This window comes from Candidatus Melainabacteria bacterium (assembly GCA_003963305.1).
In the GTDB taxonomy this organism is placed as follows: domain Bacteria; phylum Cyanobacteriota; class Vampirovibrionia; order Obscuribacterales; family Obscuribacteraceae; genus PALSA-1081.
This window is the reverse complement of the sequence record RXJR01000032.1, coordinates 124,532-145,848: the sequence shown is the minus strand read 5'-3', so window position 1 is coordinate 145,848 and position 21,317 is coordinate 124,532. Positions and strand designations below refer to the sequence as shown.

The 21,317-nt window shown below is 50.3% G+C and carries 16 protein-coding genes and 1 tRNA gene; 5 read left to right on the top strand and 12 right to left on the bottom strand.

Annotated features, from left to right (window positions below):
• Positions 1-175 precede the first annotated feature (175 nt).
• Together EKK48_28430 and EKK48_28425 are read right to left on the bottom strand one after the other, a co-directional pair.
• Positions 176-249 (bottom strand) — tRNA-Pro (locus EKK48_28430).
• Between the two features lie 27 nt (positions 250-276).
• The gene (locus EKK48_28425) at positions 277-2,544 is read right to left on the bottom strand and encodes a hypothetical protein (GenBank protein ID RTL35621.1); all 2,268 of its coding nucleotides are present in this window, start codon (positions 2,542-2,544) and stop codon (positions 277-279) included.
• Positions 2,545-2,702: 158 nt separating this feature from the next.
• Here EKK48_28425 and EKK48_28420 point away from each other — a divergent pair, with 158 nt between their 5' ends.
• Both EKK48_28420 and EKK48_28415 read left to right on the top strand, forming a co-directional pair.
• Entirely contained in the window at positions 2,703-3,395 is a 693-nt protein-coding gene (locus tag EKK48_28420) for a class II aldolase/adducin family protein (protein ID RTL35768.1), read from the top strand.
• A 19-nt stretch (positions 3,396-3,414) separates the two neighbouring features.
• Positions 3,415-4,065: a histidine phosphatase family protein gene (locus EKK48_28415; protein RTL35620.1), complete on the top strand. Its 651-nt coding sequence runs from the start codon at positions 3,415-3,417 to the stop codon at positions 4,063-4,065.
• An 83-nt stretch (positions 4,066-4,148) separates the two neighbouring features.
• Here EKK48_28415 and EKK48_28410 read toward each other — a convergent pair whose 3' ends face one another.
• Both EKK48_28410 and EKK48_28405 read right to left on the bottom strand, forming a co-directional pair.
• Positions 4,149-4,694: a periplasmic heavy metal sensor gene (locus EKK48_28410; GenBank protein ID RTL35619.1), complete on the bottom strand. Its 546-nt coding sequence runs from the start codon at positions 4,692-4,694 to the stop codon at positions 4,149-4,151.
• A gap of 40 nt (positions 4,695-4,734) precedes the next feature.
• A complete protein-coding gene (locus tag EKK48_28405) occupies positions 4,735-6,357 on the bottom strand; it encodes a calcium-binding protein (protein RTL35618.1) in 1,623 nt (540 codons plus the stop codon).
• Between the two features lie 254 nt (positions 6,358-6,611).
• Between EKK48_28405 and EKK48_28400 the strand changes: the two genes are divergently transcribed.
• Positions 6,612-7,820 (top strand): class A beta-lactamase-related serine hydrolase, encoded by a 1,209-nt coding sequence (locus tag EKK48_28400; GenBank protein RTL35617.1) that lies wholly within the window; start codon positions 6,612-6,614, stop codon positions 7,818-7,820.
• Here EKK48_28400 and EKK48_28395 read toward each other — a convergent pair.
• Positions 7,817-8,512 carry a response regulator transcription factor gene (locus EKK48_28395; GenBank protein RTL35616.1) on the bottom strand — a complete coding sequence of 232 codons (696 nt, stop codon included), beginning with the start codon at positions 8,510-8,512 and terminating at the stop codon, positions 7,817-7,819. The two genes, EKK48_28400 and EKK48_28395, sit on opposite strands and share 4 nt — an antisense overlap.
• A gap of 25 nt (positions 8,513-8,537) precedes the next feature.
• A complete protein-coding gene (locus EKK48_28390; protein RTL35615.1) occupies positions 8,538-9,644 on the bottom strand; it encodes a PAS domain S-box protein in 1,107 nt (368 codons plus the stop codon).
• Positions 9,645-9,791: 147 nt separating this feature from the next.
• On the opposite strand from EKK48_28390, the gene EKK48_28385 reads away from it, so the two are divergent.
• On the top strand, positions 9,792-12,161 hold the full coding sequence (locus EKK48_28385) for a serine/threonine protein kinase (protein ID RTL35614.1): 2,370 nt from the start codon (positions 9,792-9,794) through the stop codon (positions 12,159-12,161).
• A gap of 111 nt (positions 12,162-12,272) precedes the next feature.
• Here EKK48_28385 and EKK48_28380 read toward each other — a convergent pair whose 3' ends face one another.
• The 3 genes from EKK48_28380 to EKK48_28370 all read right to left on the bottom strand — a co-directional run bounded on the left by EKK48_28380 (position 12,273) and on the right by EKK48_28370 (position 16,657).
• Positions 12,273-13,187, bottom strand: coding sequence for a hypothetical protein (locus EKK48_28380; GenBank protein ID RTL35613.1), 915 nt, complete (start codon positions 13,185-13,187; stop codon positions 12,273-12,275).
• 412 nt (positions 13,188-13,599) lie between these two features.
• The gene (gene ovoA, locus EKK48_28375) at positions 13,600-15,987 is read right to left on the bottom strand and encodes a 5-histidylcysteine sulfoxide synthase (protein RTL35612.1); all 2,388 of its coding nucleotides are present in this window, start codon (positions 15,985-15,987) and stop codon (positions 13,600-13,602) included.
• A 160-nt stretch (positions 15,988-16,147) separates the two neighbouring features.
• Positions 16,148-16,657: a tetratricopeptide repeat protein gene (locus EKK48_28370; GenBank protein RTL35611.1), complete on the bottom strand. Its 510-nt coding sequence runs from the start codon at positions 16,655-16,657 to the stop codon at positions 16,148-16,150.
• A gap of 304 nt (positions 16,658-16,961) precedes the next feature.
• Here EKK48_28370 and EKK48_28365 point away from each other — a divergent pair, with 304 nt between their 5' ends.
• Entirely contained in the window at positions 16,962-17,177 is a 216-nt protein-coding gene (locus tag EKK48_28365) for a hypothetical protein (GenBank protein RTL35610.1), read from the top strand.
• A gap of 544 nt (positions 17,178-17,721) precedes the next feature.
• On the opposite strand, the gene EKK48_28360 is transcribed toward EKK48_28365, so the two are convergent.
• The 3 genes from EKK48_28360 to EKK48_28350 form a co-directional block, all read right to left on the bottom strand.
• Complete coding sequence (locus tag EKK48_28360; protein ID RTL35609.1) at positions 17,722-18,063, bottom strand: metal-sensitive transcriptional regulator; 342 nt, start codon at positions 18,061-18,063, stop codon at positions 17,722-17,724.
• Positions 18,064-18,151: 88 nt separating this feature from the next.
• A complete protein-coding gene (locus tag EKK48_28355; protein ID RTL35608.1) occupies positions 18,152-18,439 on the bottom strand; it encodes a hypothetical protein in 288 nt (95 codons plus the stop codon).
• Positions 18,440-18,503: 64 nt separating this feature from the next.
• Positions 18,504-21,161 carry a CHAT domain-containing protein gene (locus tag EKK48_28350; protein ID RTL35607.1) on the bottom strand — a complete coding sequence of 886 codons (2,658 nt, stop codon included), beginning with the start codon at positions 21,159-21,161 and terminating at the stop codon, positions 18,504-18,506.
• Between the last annotated feature and the right edge of the window lie 156 nt (positions 21,162-21,317).

The following is a 21,317-nucleotide window of genomic DNA, read 5'->3' as shown; positions in this document are numbered from 1 at the left end:
GGCGAAGATGGGGCAGACGAGGGGTCAGGCAACCAGCTCACGCACGTCAAATTTATGAGTCTGGATGCGCTTTGATATTAAATCTGGTACAAGGGGATGAGCGAAGCGAATAAAGACGCACTTCGATCAAATGGTTACTCAGTGATTACATGAAAAGCTCTGAGAGCTGAAACTCTCGGGACGACAGGATTTGAACCTGCGACCTATTGCTCCCAAAGCAACCGCGCTACCAAGCTGCGCCACGTCCCGGCCTACAAATATAACACAGGTCGGATATCAGGGAACGAATTCAGGCGCGTTATTAACCACGTCAACCGTGTCTTTGTCCACGTAGCCTGTCTTTCCGTTCGGTAACTGAACTTTATACTTGCCATTTTTGAGACCTGTAAGCACAACCACCTTGGCGCCCTTGGAGGCTACACCGATGGGGTTGTGGTTCTCGTCGCGAATGGTTCGATTGCGGTTCAGCGTGCCGGTCGTCAAGCCTTTCTGTAAGGGCTCTGTGGACTCTTTGGCGGCGCTTGATTTGGATGAGGATGATTCCTTCGGTGTGCTCGACTTTCCAGTCGAAGAAGACGCTGTCTTGACCGGCGCAGTGCTTGTCCGTGAAGGACCGTTGCTTACTTGCAGCTGAGGTGTGCCTGTCGATTGGTTGCTGTTCTTACTTGACTTCGAGCTGTTCTTACTGCTGTTCGTCGAAGAGTCGGTTTTTGTCGGGCTTGAGGTCGCTGACGGGCTCTTGATGTCCACGGTCGACATGGCGATGAAGCCCTCGGTGCCGCCGCTGCGCACCTTATACCAGCCATCCTTCTTGCCGATTATTTCGACTTTCGCGCCTGGTCTCAGGTGTGCCAGTGTTCTGTAGCCATTGCTTGGTCCGCGGCGCAAGTTGATGTTGCTGTCAATAGTCTTCTCGAGTGATGGGGTGAACGCCTCGTCAACCGGATACTTCACTGCATGCGACTTGGGGTCGACCACTTCGATTTTCTTGGAATCTGTTGAAGGGTTTGCGTCTGCTGTCTTGGAAGTTTTGCTGCTGGACGAATCTTTCGTGTCTTTTGATTCTTTGGAATCCTTAGACTCTTTAGTTTCCTTGGACTGAGCGGTTTTGGTCCCCTCGTCTTTGTTGGTCGGAATGTTCTTCGCACTATTGATGATGCGATCTTCGATTGGAATATCGGTCTTGGTATCTTTCTTTACGGCTGCTTTCTTCTCGACGATTGTTGCTTGATGGTGGTTCAAGGTGGGGTCGTTTATTGCAGCCACTTGAACTGGCACGGTCGTAACTGTCACCGGTGCTGTATTTTGAGCTGTCGTCGTGCTGGTTGTCTGTGTTTGCACCTGTGGCGCTGTCGATTGTGCTACCACTTCGGATGGCTTCACCGGTGGTGGCGTTGGGACGGTCTCATCCGTTTTCTTGATGTTGCTTGCTACAACATGAGCATCCGCTCCGTCGCCCGATTTTTGCAATTCAACTCTGAAGCTGCCGGCAGATCCCGTCAGCAATCTGCTTACTGTCGGTGTTCTGCGCTGTTTCGATGGAGCTTCAGTCCTTCCAATCACGAAGTTTGGCGCATCTAGTTTGATGGCATTCGACTTTATAAAGTTGATTGCTTTGGTTGACAGAGTGTTTGAATAACGATCTGTTTCGGCTGGTGACTGCATGCATCGTGCCACTGCATACAGTGCTCCAAGTGCGCCTTTGCCGTTCGAGATGGTAGATGTGTAAGCTCCATCTTTCCAGGTCAAGACTTGCTTGACTCGTTCCTCTTCTCCGCGTCCGATACTTGGTTGATGTTGCGTGAACAGCTTCTGCGCAGCACCTATGGAGAATAGCGAGAGCTCAGCAACTATGTCTTTGTGGTTCGGCGCGAAAGCTGCGGAGCCTTCACCGACAATGGTTGGCACTGCTTTGGCAGATTCGTCTTGAATATCGTCAGGAAGCAACGCAAAAACTTTGACCTGTGGTCTGTGTGCGCCCTGACCCGCGGAGTGCCCAATCAATACCAGCGAATTGCGTGCGTGGTCGTTGAGAATTTGTGCGCTGTCGAAAACTTCGAAGTCAGGCAATGTATAAACTTTTGTACCTGCAGGAGAGTTGAGCACTACGAAGTCTGAAGCTTGCACAAGCGTGTCGATCTCTATGACTCTCAAACCGCGTGGCAATTCAAACGAATGCACTTCGAAAGCGTCTGACGCCAGGATTGTTTGTAGTTTCTTTACTAGTTCTGGAGATTGGTCTTTGCCGTTAGCGACGAGGAATTCTTTAATCGCAGAATCAAATTCGTTCTTGAGTTTGGTTGCGTGCTCGGGGTTTTTGGGTCCGGCAAGGAAATTTTTAGCAACACGTCCAAGCGATTTGGAAGGGTCTGTGAGGCTCGGAACAACCGCTGATGCAACGCCCCAGAAGGTCAGTGCGGTTGCAACTATGCCCAATCCAGCCCAAACTGCAACCGGCACTGGCTTGCGCTTGAACTTGTGACCGCACGCGTCGCAACTTCTCGCTGCAACGGAATTTCTTTCAGAACATTCTGGACACCGCATAGTATTGTGGTCTCTGTCTTTGTCGGGCCACCGCCACGACCGAGTCTGTGACGATTCAGGTGGCTACTTACATCTCGATAGTAGTCTACTAGATATAATAACCTGTCATAAAGAATTGCTTATTTCTTCAGATTCTAAGGAGTTTTCCGTTGCAATTTGTGCTTTCCGAAAAGCAGGCAAGAGAGGAACTGGTCGAGGTTTCCAGGCTTTGCTACTCACGGGGTTACATAACCGGTCTTGAAGGCAACTTCAGTGTAAGGCTGGCTGATAATCTCATTTTGACCACGCCGGCCGGAACCTGCAAGGGCCGCTTAAATTGTGATGACTTAGTTCTCACAGATATTAATGGTAACTCACTTTCCGATTTCAAGCCTTCGACAGAGCTGAAAATGCACCTGGTTGCCTATCACAGGCGTTCAGACATTCGCGCCGTCGTTCATGCACATCCTACCGCTGCGGTCGGGTTCACCGTAGCCGGTGTCAGTTTGTCGCAATGTGTTTTGCCTGAAGTCGTCTGCACGCTCGGACACATTCCCACAGCACCGTATGCGACACCAAGCACTGCAGAAATTCCTGACAGTGTTCGCGAATATGTTGAAAAGTATGACGCGATCCTGCTTGACCACCATGGCTCATTGACCTTGGGAAAAGACATATTTGACGCATTCTACAAGCTCGAGACTGTAGAGCACTACGCTCAGACAATGCTTGTGGCACACGTTCTCGGTGGTCCGAAACCTCTTCTTGCTTCCCAGGTGCAAAAGCTTTTGAACATTTGCAGCATTTATGGAAGGAAAGAACCAGCTGATGCAGAGAAGCTGGTCACTGCCGGATTCTGTCAACCTGATTAGCTACGTGGAGAACTGAGTCTTGTCTGACGATTCTAAGAAGAGCGAACCGCTGCACCCGGAGGAAGCAATTACTTCCTTGCTCTTGATTCGGCATGGGCACACTGAAGCGACTGAAGCCGGACTGCTTTATACGGACCCCGCAGCCAGACTGACTGAAAAAGGAATCGAGCAGGCGAAGGCTATTTCGCGTTGGATTCCAAGGCATAATCCTCATGTGCTAGTCGCAAATACTGCAAAGCGAGTGCAGGCGACTGCTGACATCATATCTGGTGCCAGCAATCTGACTCCTGTTATATGTCAGGGGTTTGATGAATGGCGCGTCGGTGAATGGGAAGGGCGCACTTACCTGGACATCAAGAAAAATGATCCGGAGATCTATGCTGCGTGGTCCAAAGACCCGATCACAAATCGACCTCCCGGCGGAGAATCAATCGAGGATTTGTGTGAACGGATTAGAGGCAATCTGGAAGCGCTGATCAAAAATTACGAAGGGCAGACTGTAGCATTCGTTACTCATGCAGGCATTATCAGGGCCATTCTCGTAAATGCACTGGGTATGTCGGTTCACAATTTTTGGCGCATTTCTGTACCAACAGGATCTGTTTCACGCGTCGACTACAGTGCAAACTTTGCTACTGTGCACTTCGTTTCTTACAGACCGGATCTCTGATTCGCCGAATCTCTAGATTAACCGGATCTCTGATTAACCGGAGCTCTGATTATTACGCCTTGTGAAAACTGGCTCAGATGAACTTACGGCTGTAAGTGTCCTTGATTCTGTGATGCAGATTGCGTGGATGGCTGAGACGGCATCGATCTCTGCTCGCGGATGATTGAAACTAATTTGGTGCGCTGCTCCGGGTTCAAAAGTTTTCGCACTTTCATATTTAACTTCAGTCTGTCAATTGCCATCGCTCCCTGAAGTTCATTGATTTTGTTTTGGGCGGCGAGAATTTTCTTTTCGTCCAGATCGGGCTGCAACGACAGAGTACGAATTTCTTTGATCAGGTCCATTATTTCATGCGAACGTCCGATGTTTGTCTGTTCGAGCTGTGAGGCAAGTTCAGTTATCTGAGCATGCTGGGTGGCATCTATGCCTGCCTTAACATAGACGTCGAGTGGGTCTGCTTGCGCTTGCACCATACTCGGTGCCAGGGCGTTTACTCCGATTGCGAATGTCACCGCTCCAGGCAGTAAGCACATCGCTCCCGCTGCTAAACTCAGCGCCATTGTGGGCAGTAGAGAAATTCTGTTCGAGAAGTTTTTCGCAAGCTGAAGCGGGTCCGTTGGCTCTGGCATTTTCTACTCATCGGTTAAGGGCTGTTGCCAGATTTTAGCATTACTTGCGGCTGGCAACATCTACACCGATTGGTCCATCCACAACACGTTTCAGATCCAGATCGAACACGACTTTGTCGGTATCCATTGGTGGCAGGTCTGGAATTTCGAATTTCGTCACCATGTTAACTGCTTTTACTGCGCTTTCGCGGAACAGCGTTTCGGCTGCTACATCTCGTTTGATGTCCGGCGCTGGAGTGAAATCGATCAATTGACAGGAAATGTCGCGGTCTTTCGTCACTACCATTCGCAGAGTCGCGGAACCAGGACCCACCTCAGCATACTGCCAGCGGCAATATATGGCGCGTGCGACGCGTTTGTACCATTCGTCCCAGGTAAGTTTTTCTACGGCTTGCGCTCTCAGTTGTGGCAACAGCAAACCAGTCGCAACCATTGGCTCAGGACCGACCAGAACTTTTGCGAACTGCGGTTGCGATAACACTCCCTGATTAGCCAGCAGTGCTGGTGTTGGAGAACCGGAATGCCAGACTCCGCTCAGTGTTTCTTTGTACGCTCCCTGCACTAACTTGGATAGTTCATAGCCCGGAGTCCAGCTAACCACACCTTTGTTGTGGGAAATAACTGTAACTTCGTAGCCGGGCGCGAAGGCTGTGACGCCTTTCTGCATTGTTGTCACCGGATCAAATGCCATTGGTGGCGATGTGACTGTCACCTTGTGCACTTCATATTTGGGCAGATAAGCTGCAATACCAGTGCCTACACCGTGTCCTGCCACTATCGAAGCGGTTGCGCCTGCGACCTGGCTGATGCTGGTCACATCGAAACCTGGAGCCCAGGTTGTAACGCCTTTCTGAGTCATTACTGAGCTGGAGCTGCTGGTCGGCGGTACATAGTCAGTACTGCGGCTGGTGTTGGCTGGAGTCACCTCATAGCCTGGTGCAACCCAGACTCGACTGTTGCTTCGAGTCATGGTGTAAGTGGAAATTGGAGCGATCGTGCCGCTCATGGTGCGTTGATAAACTCCGGGCTGAGCGGAGGATGGTTGCAATATTGGTGACAGAGGTCCTGAACTTGTGTGTCCGGAAATCTGTGTTACCTGTCCCGGTATAAAAGTTCCTCCACCAGGCAGCAGTGGTTTTCCCTTTTCCGTAGCGGGTTTGAGTAGTTTCAGCGAAGGGTTTAGAGAGGCATCATCTTTGATACCACCCTGCAGCGCCGTGTGTCGAGCACCGGTTGACAATGTCGTCGATGAGGTATTCCCATTCAGTTGAGTTTGGGGTGTGCCACCAGATAGAGTGCCAGCTTTTCCGGTGCCCTTAAGTAGATTCTGATCCGCTCCTGATGGTACTGCATCGACTTTCAAGCCACCATTGAGCAAAGTCTGTGCCGCTCCGCCTGAAAGAGAGCTTTGATTCGTTCCACCTGTGAGGGTTGTCTGGTTGGTTCCCCCGGTCAGAGTTGTCTGGTTCGCTCCACCGGTTAGTGCAGTCTGATTGGCTCCGCCTGTCAGAGTTGTCTGGTTCGCTCCACCGGTTAGTGCAGTCTGATTAGTTCCACCTGTGAGTGTGGTCTGGCTAGTCCCGCCTGAAAGCGAATTGGCTGCCGTTCCACCTTGCAGTTCGGCTTGTGCTGCGTTCTGGCAAACACCTATCCAGACTGACATAGAAAGAAATTGAGCTGCAGTACTAAGAGTGCGGCGTTGACGCCATTTAGGTTGAGACATTTGACTGAAATTGTCGCTCCTGCGGAGATTGATACTAATGTACCACCGCATTAACGGCATTTAACATGAAGGGATGCCTGAAAGGCTCATCAGGCTGGGTGCTTCCGGTCACTCAACCTCTTGAAAGCCCGTAATAAATCCTTCGTTTTCTTGGGCGTAAAATAGAGCGTTCTTGTAGATTCGTTGGATCAAAAATGCGCATCCTTTATTCCGTGGCATTTCGGGCTGTTAGCATTTTTGTCATTGCGCTTTTCCTGCCTTCGATTTGTTTCGCGCAGGCACCTCAGGCAAGCGGTGGCGCGCCGCTACAGCAATTCGATCAGATAATGCTAAGTCTGCTGCAGAACTACAACGTTCCCGGTGGCGCGCTAGCTATCTGCAAAGACGGAAAGCTCGTATTCGCGCGCGGTTATGGATTCGCTGAACTCGAGAACCGCCGCCCTTTTGAACCGACCACATACATGAGTCTCGCCAGTGTGACCAAAGCTGTGACCGGCGTAGCGGCCTTGCGTCTGGTAGATGAAGGCAAGCTGAATCTAGATGACACCTTATACAACGTACTCGGTAAACCCAGGCTGGAAAATGTTCTGGACCGCAGAGTTTTCGACATCACAGTGCGCCAACTTTTACACCATTCAGCCGGATGGGCTTCTGATTTTGTCGGCTACGATCAAGAAACATTCAATTCTTTGACGGCGAGAGGACCAATTGAGTTTGAAAAGCTGCTGCTCTTCGTCATGGCTAACAAACAGTTAGATTATGCGCCGGGAACGGAGTGCCATTATTCAAATTTCCAGTTCGGCGCCCTTAAAAGTGTAATCGAACACGCATCGGGTCAAGATTTTGAAAGTTACGTTAATCAGCACGTGATGTTTCCGATGGGAATTCGTGGCAATCGTCTTGAACCTGAAAGGGGCCGCTATTTAGCAAATGAGGCGCACCGTTATGCGCCTATGCTCAAACCTCTGCCCGGTGGGCATCCGAATGGTGAGTTGACGGGTTCGCTTGGCAGTTGGGAGTCGTCAGTCGTAGATATGAGCAAATTCCTGACCGCTGTCGATGGCACCAGAACCAAGCCATTTCTCTCGAAAGCCAGTTTCGATACGATGGTTGCTCCGGTACCACCCCCGGTTCCCGTGCGTGAGAATGGAAGTACATTCGGACTTGGTTGGGATTCGGTCAAAACTTCACCTGAAGGTGTGCAATTTGCCAAGAACGGTGGAGTTCCCGGTGTTCACACATACATCGAGCATTTGCCAAATAATATAGATTGGGTCGTGTTTTTCAATGGTACTGGAATTAGCGAAAAGCCGAACGTGCTTGTTTCGGCGATGAAAGCAATGCATCAAGCACTTTCGGACGTAACTGACTGGCCCGCCGTCGACTTGTTTACTCAGTATTAAGATCCCTGAGCTTTATTTGGCGACGAGCTCATTCGATAGCCTTCGTTGTATAGCGTTTCGATTAAGTCGAATTTCTCGCCGTCGCTGAGTTTGGAGCGCAGTCGATTCAAGCAACTGGTAACGGCACGGTCAGTAGCGTCGGTGTCCTGGGGCCAGACTTGTTCGATGATTTGCGTCGAGGTAAAAACACGATCTGGATGGGTCATAAAAAATTCGAGCAGCGCGAATTCTGTCGGCAGAAGTTTAACCACGGCACCGCCTTTGGTTACTATGTGCTGCTTGCGGTCGAGCGACAGGTCGTGAATCGTAACCAGATGAGAATTGTCGGTGGGCACCCGTCGCAATAGCGCGCGCACCCGCGCTTGCAGCTCCTTCAAGTGAAAAGGCTTGGTCAGATAGTCATCTGCACCGAGGTCGAGCCCTCTCTCTTTTTCTTCCAGGGTTTTGCGTCCTGTGACCATCAATATTGATACGGGTCGTTTCTGATGGCGCACGGTTTTGCAAATTTCCAGCCCATCAGTGCCGGGAAGGTTCAAATCCAGAATAAGCAGATCGTATTGACTGACTCGCAGCTTGTCGAGCGCGTCATTGCCGCTGAGCGCCACTTCTACAACATGGTGTTCGCTTCGCAGCACGTGCGCAACCGTTTCAGCCATTTCCTTTTCGTCTTCAATTACCAGAATCTTCGCCATGGGATCTCCGAGCTGCCTTTGATGTTTATTTGCCGGGCTCTTCTTTGTTTGGAATAGTAAACCAGAATGTGCTGCCCTTGCCAGTTTCGCTAATCACTCCGATTTGTCCTCCGTGCCCTTCGACGAGCGCTTTGCAGATCGCCAATCCGAGACCGCGTCCCCCTTTCTTCTTTGCGTCGTCTTTTTCTACCTGATGGAAACGTTGAAAAATCAATTGCTGTTCGCTGCTTGGTACGCCTCGTCCTCTATCTACGACGGAAAAGCGGACGCCGATATCAGTGGATGATGCGGAAAGGGATACCACTGAATCTGGTGGCGAAAATTTTATCGCATTAGACAGGAAGTTCATCACCACTTGTTTTAGCCTGCTCTGATCGGCATAGACACGCAGTTCTGTCGGCTCGCATTCAATTGTTACTTGCTTCGACACCGCAAAATCTTGCAGCAGCTCTGCCGATTCCTCCAGTAAGCTACCAGCCAAGAACCATTCTGGCACCAGGTCGATTTTGCCCGACTCCAGGCGCTCTACAGTCAAAAGGTCGTCAACGAGTTTAACTAGATGCGCTACGCTCTTCTCAGCTTTTTTGGCTAAGTTTAAATCGCCTTCGGTTAGTTCCGATAGTTCTTTTGAGGCAATGAATTCTAATGCCAGTTGCACGCTAGCGAGCGGTGTTGCCATGTCATGGCTGACCATTGCGATTAGCTCTTGCTTCAATCGTTGGAATTCTCGTCGCTCGGTTATATCCATCACTGTTGCGAGCAGCAATTTATTGTTTGCGGCAATCGGAAAGTCGCTCAGTGACAATTCGATTGGAATGCTCTGTGTATTGCCTGATGGATCGTCCAGCGCAGTGCCGCCTTTAGACTCGAGTTCAATTGAACCACCACGATTTTTCACTTCCTCGAAAAAAGTGTCGAACGACTTCGATCCCTGTTTTTCGAAGAGGTCGAGCAGGCTGCAGCCGACCCAATCTTCTCGTTTGATACCAAGAATTTTTGCTGTCTTTCTATTTGTGAGCTGAATAATTCCGTCGGAGTCGATGACCAGGAGACCGACTGGAAGACTTTCGCAGAGCAATCCAAATCTAGATTTTGCGTCGAGGGCTGCTTCTTCGTTTCGCGGGGTCTGCACTGGGTTGGCTCATGAATTTAGGCTATGGGCTATCTATGATAGTTTATCAACACACGTTGGATGCTTTGCAACGGGTATGATTGAGCAGGAATCTCGTTTGTTTGGCCCGCTTATTTTGAATGATTCCTAACCGCAAGTCGCCTATTAATGCCCGAACCCACTGACACCACCGCGAAAGAATCTAAGAAGGTACATGTCAAGCTTGACTGTGACCTTTGTGGCAAGCCGTTCAGACCCAAAAATCGTGGCTCATTGACAGGCTGGATCTTTGGCGAAGAATCCGTGCCGAGCCCGAAGGACGCTGCGAAGTACTGCAGCTGCGCCGACGAGCAGAACAAAAGGGATGGAACTGCCCGAGGTGCCGGAACTGCTGGGGGCGTCGGTTCCACCGGAGATTTCGGAACCACAGGAACTGTAGGAACCACAGGAACTGTTGGATCCGCTGGAATTGCGGCAGGCACTCGCTTCGATGATGGCGCTGCTGCTGACTCGGGTTACCAGACTTTGGACCAATCTGTGGTTAGTTCGAAAAAAGAGCCACTTCCTGCAGACGGAAATGTTGGACGAAATATCGGCGAGCGCTATCAACTGCTCGGAGTACTTGGCGAAGGCGGCATGAGCACTGTGTACAAAGCTGCTGACAGTGTGCTCGACAAAATGATGGCGCTAAAGTTATTGCGTAAAGAGTTTGCTACGAACGAACAAAGCGTGAAGCGATTCGAGCAAGAAGCGAAAGCTGTCAGGTCGCTTTCACATCCTCATTTGGCGACTGTGTATGACTACGGGCGCACCGATGATGGCGCACCATATCTGGTGATGGACTACATTGAAGGCGATAGCCTGTCCGACTTACTCAAGAAGGAGATCTTTTTAGACATACCGCGCGCTCTGGCAATTTGCCTGCAAATAAGCACCGCTGTCGGATACGCGCACGAGCATGGAGTCATCCATCGTGATTTGAAGCCTGAAAATATCATTCTTACAAATGCCGGACCTGACTTCGATTTCGTAAAACTGATCGATTTTGGCATTGCTAAAGTTCAGTCCGAAAGCGGTTTAACCACGCAGCGTGTAACTCAGACAGGCGAAATATTTGGCAGCCCGCTCTATATGAGTCCTGAGCAGTGCATGGGCTATCCGCTTGATGTGCGCTCCGATATTTATTCACTGGGATGTGTCATGTACGAGCTTGTCACCGGCAAGCCGCCGCTAGCAGGTGAGAATCCTGTGCAGACTATTTTCAAACACTTAAATGAGGAACCTGCGCCTTTCAGTTTGGAGTTCAAGCAGTTGAACATTCCGCGCAGCTTCGAGACTCTCGTGTTGAAATGCTTGCAGAAGAAGCCTGAAGACCGATATCAAACGATGGATGACCTGCGTCGAGATCTCAAACTGGTTTGGTTGGGAAAAGACATTGGTCGGTCTGCCGGACGGTCCAAATCTGATGGTCCTTTCTACAAATCACGCGGCTTCCTGTATGGTGTTTGTGCGGTTGCCGTGGTTTATGCGATTGGTGCGTCAGTGTTGCTTTACCAGCAAATGAATTCGAATCAAGGCCGGAGCGGAAAGTCCATAGCATCGACGGGAACTGGATCGGCTACGTCATCTGGCGGTTATTCGGATACTCCATCGTCTACGCCATCGTCTACGTCTACGTCATCGGGTCCATCAGCTGGTGGTGAGTCGCCGAGAACAACCGCGCCGTCTCCTGGTGGTGCCAGTAAGACCAATGAACCCGATATTTTAACCCTTGCTCCAGCAGCGGTGCATTTTGAGGATCGTGAGCCGTTGCGCACCAATCAACCAGCTCGGCTTGATTGGCGTTTGCCGCAGAAGGAATTCAGCGATCTAACCTTTGATATAAATTTCCATGATGAACTTCCCAAAACGCCGGTTTTGTTTTTGAGACTTTACGAAGGTTCTATTGGTAAGAGCCACTTTTACTTTGGCTTTCAAACGCATGTGCATGATCCGCATAAACCCATATCACCAGGTCGTGGTCTGATTTATTCACGCTGGGGCAAAATGGATCCCGCTGATGCGCGTATAGTCTTGCCGGGTGGTTTCGCGGACGGTAACCCCGACACTCCCTTCATTGGGATTCGGCGTCTATATCCGTGGGGCGCGCATCGCTACCGAGTGCGTTTATCGCAAGGCGATCGCGATGATGCCGGCATATGGTATGACCTCTCGATTGAAAATTTAGACACGAATGAAGTGTCTAAAATAGGGTCTTTGAAGTTTCCGAAGGAAAATGGTGAATATCCTTTGATAAAGGATCGCGGTTGGACAATGCTGCAAATTTTGCGTGGTGTTAAATATCAAAAGGATGTTCCGCGCTGGCACGTTTCCTTTGAGAAAGTGCGGATCGGCAAAGACATGAATGCTCCGCAGAATATCAACGTAGACTATCAGCAAAGCGAAGCAGCCGACATTTTTGTTAAAGATGAAGGCAAGCAAGGTGCCAGCATCGAGCTTTTGATGCAGCCATATGCGAAGAACCAGCACTCCGAGTAAAACTCTGGAACAGCAAAATGCGAAGAACCAGCACTCCTAGTGAATGCTGGTTCCTGCTCTCTCTGAAACTTTGGTCGAGTTGTCGCTAGTTCTCTAGCTTCGGCTCTTTCTCTAGCTTCGTTTAACAGTCACTGTGCTGGCTGGCGCGCTGGTAGCTTCTGGTTGCTCCGCCGGCGCTTCCGGCATCTCCTGAATAGCCTGGTAATCTGAATTGGCTTGCTTGTACGCAGTTACCGACTTATCGTAGAATCCAGCGCCGTCCTTTGGCGAGCCATCAACAGCGACACCATCTTGCTTGAGGATGTCTGTGATACTGCGGGTGTTCCAATCTTCGTCATGAAGTTGTTGTTTGAGGGCTTCAATGGACGCTCTGGCTGTCTCGGAAAGTACAGGATTGGCCAGTGCTGCATCGAGATCGCTTCTGCCGATTTTTCCATCACCGTCACCACCACGAGCTGCTATGTCGAGGTATTGCAGCACTGTCATATTGGTTCCTGGTACGACTTCGAATAGTCCAGCATCCGTCTTGCGGCTTGCATTCTGCGCATCCAATTTCTGAGCGGCTTCTGCCTGGTTTTCTGCGAAATCGTTGAACTGCCCCTCGGTGTATGTGCCGTTCTTCGAGCCAAGAGCTTCATTTACCTGGTCTGTAATTCCATTTGTATTGTTGGCCAGCATGTCAGTGAAGACTGCGTCGAATGATTGTTGAGCTCCGGTGCTGCCTGATAGTAAGAAGTTGTCGTGAATGATGTCGTGCTGCGTGATTTTGTCTCCATCAGAACTGAGATTGTCTTTCTCGTTACTGAGCACGCCGATTGCGATGTCTGGTAAAACGCCTGCTTTGGCAAGTTCAGCGGTGGTGTCCTTCAGCCACTTTTGTGCGGCTTGTGTATCGTTGCCATGCTCTTGTAGATAATTGTTGTAGTCGGCGGCGAGCGTAGCAGAGGCGGCTTCAGCACCCTTGCCGGTTTGGCGGTCCAGATTGGCGATTCTTGTAGCTTCGGCGCTTGCATCTAAAGTCGACATATTGATCTCCTTCGAAAAATCGGGTTAGGCGGCAGGCAATCGAGACCATGCAGAACGAAGCATGATGCGTATTGGCTTGGAGGGCTAACGTGCAGTTTGGTCTCTAGTAAATCGGCAGGTATACTGCATCGACTCAATCGGGCAATTTGGAACCATCTTTTATTGAGAGATGATTGGTCCCAACACAGTCATAGTAATTCGACTTTTTCTCAAAATTGTGGCAACGCTTGGAAACCCCGCTGGCGAACTTTTAGCCGGTCAGACTGCCGTCTAAGGGTCAAGGGCTGGGACTGAGTCCGGAGCATCGGGAGACATGACGCCCGTACTTGCGACTGCAAGCGAACACCCTACCTGACCATTGAGCCATTGGTGGCATACATCAATGGCTCAATGGGACTATCGGTGCGTTGCGCTACTTCCGTCGCCAGACAGAAGCGAGTGCGGATATAAGTTGATATTTGCGCTGATGCTCTCTGATAAGCAGTGGCATGTCGAATTTTTCCAGCAACTCGAATTCTGCTTCCATTCGTTGCATCAATGATTCTTCCGAGGATTTATCAGCGTCGGCCTGCCCTCCGAACCATAGCTCTTTCGGCGTGAAGTTCTCCATCCACGTAAATGGCGTCGTCAGCACGAGGATTCCACCCCTCCGCACAATACCCCGCGGTCCGCTCATACGTGACAGGCAGGACATCGGGCTCGGTAGTCGACAGAGCAGATTTGCCATCAATACTGCATCGAAATCTATAAATTCCGGCGGCAATGCGCAAGCGTCGGCGCGCCTGAATTCAACTTTCTCAGCGGATGACCTGTCAACTCTCGCCACCAGGTCGAGTAATTTTTCTCCTTCCGTGCGGCAGCTGTATTGCAGCGAACCTTCAGATTGCAGTTTTTTCGCAGCCTCAATGAATGACTGACTCAAGTCGACCGCTGTGACATGCTCGAATTTTTCTGCCAATTTGAAGGAAGAACCGCCCACTGCGCAGCCTACATCCAATGCCTTTTCCGGCGTGATGCCGAGTTTCTCGGTCCACTTCATTACCAGCTCTGCGCACCGTTGAGGGAATTCAGTCAGTTCTCGACTGATGAAGCTGAATGGCATTTGAACTTCGGCTGGTGCGAAGTGCAGCGTCAGGTATTCGTTCAAAATCGCTTCTGTTTCATAAGGATTCACTTTGCTCTCTTCGGCTCCGAGCTTCGTCACTGCACCATCACCGGTGCTGGACACGATTCTGAACCCTGCGTGTTGGAAGAAGTGCGGACGGAAGTGGAAGCGAGCCCAGGCTGTCGCTTCATCGCCTGTGCTGATGAATGAGCCGCCTACGATCATCTGGTGCTCGCCATCAAAGCACGGCACGCTGAAGTCGTCGTAGTACTTGTTGACTGCAAAGCCTGGCAGCGGATTGAAGTGGTCCTCGCACCATTGCCATACGTTTCCGAACAGGTCGCCGGCGCGATCCGAATCGATGTCGTTCAGGTCCATTCCGACTGGACTCTCTGCGCCGGAGCTGAGATTCAAGTTCAGCCGCTTGCTCGATGCCATGTCAGCGGTGACGTTACCTGCGCGGTCGCGTAATCGATAGTGCTCAGCTTCAGTCAATAATCTGAAGTTGACTTCGTTTCCACTTTCGCTCTTTTCTCGTTCGTTCCTCCATTTGCAGTATGCTTCTGCTTCGTAGAAATTGACGACAGCGGGCCAGGACCATTGCATTGGGATCAGCTCATAGATAGTTCTGAGCTTGTATCGATGCAATCCGGCTGGACCGTCGAGCTTCCAGAACGTCGGAAATTTGGTGTTTCTGAACGAACGCCATTTCCATCCCTGCTCACTCCAAAACCTCGGTTCCAGGTAACTTCCTGATGAGACGAATGCGTAGAATTCGCCGTTGCTGATCAGGTTTTGGGAGACTGCAAACGCGCTTACGCTGGATGTTCGTGAACCATACTCGTTGTCCCATCCGTAGTATGGCTCGGAATGTCTTTTGCCGACGGTGACATCACCGGGCTCGATGCACAACATCTTACTAGGTTGGAAGTCGACGCCTGCCGTCGGTGGAAATGAGGCGTCACCAGATCCGGTGCCAAGAATCATCTCCGGCCAGGCGTCCGGCTTCCGAACGCACTCAATGGGCAACTCGCGTATCAGTACCGATGACGTCTCGATATGAATCCGCTCGTGCTCAAAACCCATAAACAGAGTCCACATTGGGTCTTCAGGAGTGACCTGTGAGTGACCTTCGTCGAGTTCTGGTCTCGTTGCAATCAGATCTGAGATGAGCCGATAAACCTGTTTCCGGTAGTTGTGAAGCTGATACAGCTCCGGCCACTGCATAGTGTTCTTTGACATGTCGTCCCACGACATCTCATCTACGCCCGTTTCAAACAGACTTTCAAATTCTGCATTGACTGGACCTGGTATCAAGCCACCCAGGCGCAGCTTATTGACGTACAGCACCGCCGGGTGCAAGTAATAGAAGATTAGCGGATGACGCAGTCCATGGTAAGGCACACGATAGAAAACCTCAGGCGATGCCAGCCCTGAGAGGACTACTTCCGTCAATGTCCATGAGTTGTCGAAGTAGTCTTGAACTTCCTGCCTGGTGCACGTTGCCAGGTTCGGGATCGGTAGTGAATGAATCTTTCCCCATTGGTCTACACCCGGGCAACTGCCGTGTTCAGGGACCTTTCCCGTGTACCAATCACGTGACTGCATCAAGGTGGAGGCGCAAGGTCTGATGGGGCGGACTGCTGTTGCTACAGCCGACAGCTCGGGCTTGGGATTCATTCTTTTCAATTCCATATCTAGGAAACTTCCTTAGTGCGGGACGACTCAGCCGTTTACTTGTTCTCTAAGACTGATGTTGAACCCGGAAAGTGTCCGGCGTGTGAACGCAAGCAATATCAGGATTCTGCAGCCCTAGATGTGCCTGCGAGAAACGTCATCAGGGTTCCCTTCCCTTTTATTTGTTGTCGGCTAAAGCCTTAAGTTTCGACTGCAACTGTTTAACTTTGATTTTCGTTGCGGGAAGGTGCTTTTTCAGTATAGCCAGAGAATTTTCGTAATGGGCTTTGGTGGACTTCTTGTCGTTCATCGTGTAGTAGTCGATGCCCAGGCGCAACTCAGCATCTGCAACTTGCTCACTATCGGCTCCGTACTGTTTCATCATCGAAGCTATCGCTGTTTTGTGCATCTCGACTGCATCTCTAAGCTTTCCGAGTTCACATTTTGTGTTTGCCAGATACATCTGGTTACTGCACACATCGGGCGATGTCGGGTTTTTTTCCATAAAGAGTTTCAACGACTCTTCAAACTTTTTTTCTGCTTGAACGTAATTTCGATCGTTGTAGTATTTGACGCCGCTGGCAAATATTTCGGCACTGGTCTGTTTTTGTGTACATGCGCACAGCGACAAGCTAAAGATGCAGACGATTAAGGTAGCCAGGTATTTCTGTTTAGTAGTTGTTTTCAAAACTTGGCGTCATTTCAGTGGAGCAATCCCACTAATTCTCCCACTTCTTCCATATTGAGGCTAGCGATATTATTTCACTGGTGGAAATGACTGCGATTCTCCGTTAGCGACTTCTGAATTGGGCCGCGACGAGCAGTTAATCGCGGTTGCTTCATGCGCAGTGCCACTATATACGGTTTCTTCTCTGTCGATTGAACCGACGTCCTGGTGGTTGCAAAGCGTTTGCCTATCCCCTCCCGGGGCTTAGCTTTAAACGTGTTGGAGCGCTCGTTAGAATTTGCCCGTTACTCACAAGGGGAATGAAATGAGATCAAGAAGTGCCAAAGGCCAGAGCATGGTCGAATATGCCTTGGGTTTGGGCTGCGTTGCAGCTCTTTGCATGGTCGCTCTAGGTTCGTTGGGTCATATGAACGGTCACATGATTCATGAAATCGAAGAAGCAATCAATTACGGCGGTCAGAAGTCGCAGCATCCCGTTAACATGGTCAATGTCAGCGCCACTCCCTGGAACATCAACTAGCTGATTTTTAAGACGCGGCGCCAACGAAGTTTCGGCATGAGCGGAACTTTTAAGCCGGTTGTCATGTCGCTGCTTTTCTAGAGGGAAGGCACGGTGGTAGTTAGGCATGGACAACGAGTCTATTAAATTTGCGATTTTGACGGAAGCTGCGAAAAATGGGAACCACATCTACAAACTCAAAAGTGAGTCAGGCGATTACGTCAAGCTGAAACACAGTTACAGTCAGCCTGATGACACTCGATGCCACCCGGATTGGCATGCAGCCTGAGTGCCTGGATTGGTATGCAGCCTGAGTCCGGATTGGCATGCAGCCTGAGTCCGAATTATACGCAGCCTGAGTTCAAGAATGTTGCTGGTAACTGTTCGTAATTAACTACTTAGTCGCTTTCTGCTTTCTAAAAGCTTTCACCAGCACAGCTTGTTCGAATCTTTTGTAATAGCGAACTATGGCAAAAACAGCCACAGAAAGCATTGGTAGGCTTTGCATCATCGTTTCAAGAATATGATGAGAACAGCATGGTTGCATGATCAAACTCCAGAAGGATTAATGGCAGCACTCTTTTTTGGCCGGGGTGGTTAAATCAAGTTCAATCGAATCAACGTCTGGAACATAAAGCTCTGGCGCTTTGCGGAAAACTTGCATTAGCTCTTCGATGACACGAGCCGAATCTTGTTTTTGGATAGCATCGACGACGCAAGTTTCGAGATGCTGTTTCAGCATTACTTCTGCTGTCTTGTCCAGTGCCGCCTGCACTGCTTTGAGCTGATGTAAAACATCCATGCAGTAGCGCTTTTCGTCGACCATCCGATAGACGGAGTTGAGATGCCCAATCGCTTTTGAAAGGCGCAGTTTCAGTTTTTCTTTGGAGTCATCAGTAATCGGCATGTTGAGAGTTTACGACAAAACAGAGGTAAAAGTGCGTGCCCCTGATTGTCAATTTACTCATCTTGAGCTGATTGACGCATCTGCGGGTCTAGCCCACACGTCTGTCTGTTTGGTGTAAGTGCGCACTGAGCTTGTGTTGTGCATGTTTATGACTGTGAGATAAGTGCAGCAATTTGCCTCGACCATCTTCAGATAGACGTGTGGCATTTTGTAAAAAATGAGGAACGATCAATAACCCTGCGATCGCGACAATTTCGAGAAGAACAATTTTGGCGGCAAGAGGAACTTGTTGCGGCGCTTCCGGTTCGAGTTGTACGTTTGTCCAGCGTCTACTCGTGATCTGGCTGGCCGTGCCAAAGTCGTATTTATGAAACATTTTTCCGTCCTCCATCTCCAACATAACAATGGGTTGTGGAGGAAATGTGAGGTCGAGATTGGTCTCAATCAATACCCAGATGCACAAACGGAGCCCACGCATGCACTGGTTGACCAGCCTTAGCGGCGGCACGTTGAGTTTCGCGCAGAGCGTCTGCAATTTGCAACTGTTTGCCAGTTTCTGCCGGAGCAAGATTTTTGTGAAACTCTTGCATCAATTCCGCTGTGGACCTGTCTGCAACTTCCCACAAGCTGAGGACCAGATTCGGCATGCCTGCGTACATCAAAGCGCGCGCCAATCCTAAAATTTCGCCGCCTTCTGTGATTTTGTTCACGCCTGTTTGACATGCAGACAGCACAAGAAGTTTTCCGCGATCTGTTCGCAGAGCGTTGCCTTGCAGAATTGCCGCCGCTGTCAAAATGCTACCGTCGGCAAGGACGAGTCCTGATGCAAGCGGTTCTTCAGGATTGAAGACCGCGTGCCCGGCAAAGTGCACTACCGAATATTGACTGAATAGTTCCGGCAATGATTGTTTCACTTCATCGTTTGTAAGCAGTTTTGCGTCTGATGTTTGAGAGAAAATGTTTTGTGCTTCTTCCATGGTGTAGGTCAAGTCTTCGAGACCAGCAGCAGAGCGCAATCTCGAGCTGAACACCAAGCCCTCTCGTCTGGTAGCGGAGTAATCGCTGATCGCAGAGACCAGGTATTTGTTCCCTTCAGCGGCTGTGTTGCGATTCGCTTTTGCGAGAACAGGAATCAAACTTGTAGTGGGAAGGTAGCTTATCGAATACTGTTCGCAGAGGAAACCTTTTCCATCATGCAATGCGGCAAAAGGAAGATGGTGCAGGCTGGAGTGTGGAACAATCAGCAATCTGTCTATCGACTCTGGAATGCCTGCCATCACCGGCGCCACCAGCTTGTTGTATAAGCGTTTGCACAAACTTGTTGGCACTTCCCAACCTTCGGTCGCTGACATTTCCAGGAAGCTTGCCAGGTCAGCGTCGAACGACTCGCGGTCTTCTTCGCTGGCTATGATGTGGATGGTCGGTTCGTCCTTCCCGTACCAGATCGCTGCGGAAACGATGTACTGGTCTGTCCAGTAAAACTCCAGCAGAGCAGTTCTGCGGTTCAATTGATATTGTTCGGGATCGTTTCCACGTGGTGTTGTCCAGAGCGACTTGATCTCGTCGAAATTGAGCGTGGTGGCAGTCACCAACCCGGCGTAATTGGGATGGCGTCGGCGCAGTTGATTAACGACATCTCTCCACTCAGAGTAAATCTTCTGTGAATCTTCGGGCGCCAGAGTCGCGCTTCTGGAGCCAGATTCGCTGGCTGGTGGACCTTGCCAGAAGAGTCGTTCGAAGTGAGCAATCTGACTGCGCAGTTCAGATTCGCGTCTGATCAATCGAGCCAGAGATTGGTCGGGACTCTCAGTCAGTTCGGAAATATCGATTGGCGAATTGCTCAACAGATCGAGTAAGGCGCGAGATTTTGCGCGACCAACGTATTCGAGCGCTTCTACTCGTTTGTCCATGGATAGACAGACTTTGACCATGTCTCGATAAAGTTCTTGTCCGCGATTGGCGAAACTCGTTTTCAAATCGTCTGCTTTAATCGAAGCACGCTGCTCGTCGAAGAGATTGATCGCCTTCTCGTAGCACTCAAAAGCAGGCTGCAACTGCTCTCGCTTCTCGTAGACTTTGCCGATGTTCGATAGATAAATGCGCTCGCCCTGTCTATCATCAATGTCTTCGCTGATTTGAAGCGCTTGTTCGTAGTACTCCAGCGCCGTTTCGACTTCACCTTTTGCCATGAAGCAATCGCCGAGACTATCAAGGTGAGCCGCTTCCGACTGTGGATCCTTATACTCCCGTGCTAACTCTACTGCTTTTGCGCAACAGTCAATCGCTTTATCAAGATTGTCCAGTTTGAGCCAGGTGGTGCCGATGTTCCCTTCCCATATACCGACGCGACGCCCATCTCCAACTGCTTCGGAAAGCTGCAGTGCATCCTGATAGCACATAATGGCATCCGGATATCTCTTCAATTCGAAGAAAGCGTTGCCCTGACTGCCTCGGCAGATTGCCTGGGTCATGTAATCACCACGCGCCTGCGCTTCGTCAAAGGCGATGGAGTAGTAGCTGACAGCTTCTTCGAAGAGACCCAACTCTGCCATGGATAGACCGAGGCTACCAAGCCAGGACGAGCGATTCGGTGTCTCTTCTCTTGCTTCCAGTGCGTGTCTGAACCACTCAGAAGCTTGCTCTGCCCAACCTCTTTCCAGATAGAGGCGACCGAGATTACCGAATGAAATCTCCATTCCGACGTTGTCTTCGGAGGTATATGCTGCGTCCAGGGCTTGCATGAAGTGTTGGATAGCCTCGTCGCAGTGACCGCGATCACGCTCGAATTCGCCCAGCAGCAGATTCGCGTGTGCTTCGATTTGAGGCAGATGATTGTCACGTGCCACTTGAGCCGCCTGACTGTAATCGGTATGCGCTTCTTCTAATCGTCCGCAGCTCTGTTTGGCGACACCCAGGTAGCTGATGAAGACAGCAAACGCCGCCGGATCTTCCAGGTCCTGGGCCAGCTGCACGGCATTGGAATAAGATGTCAAAGCCAGTTCGAAATCGCCAGACTGCAAAGCCTCCCAGCCCTGCTTGCCCAGCTTCTCCATTGAGGAGCGTTTCTTACTGTTTTTCGGTAGGGACTTACTGCCCATACAGACCCCTGAGGACGATTTCGTTCTCACAGTTTAAGCTCATTCGGTTGATTGCGACTATGATTTCGCAATCAGCGGAAACGTTTGTTCCTTCAGTATTTATCCAAAGCTGCCGTTTTTTCGACATTTTGGTGGTTCGCAGCTGAAATGCTGGAG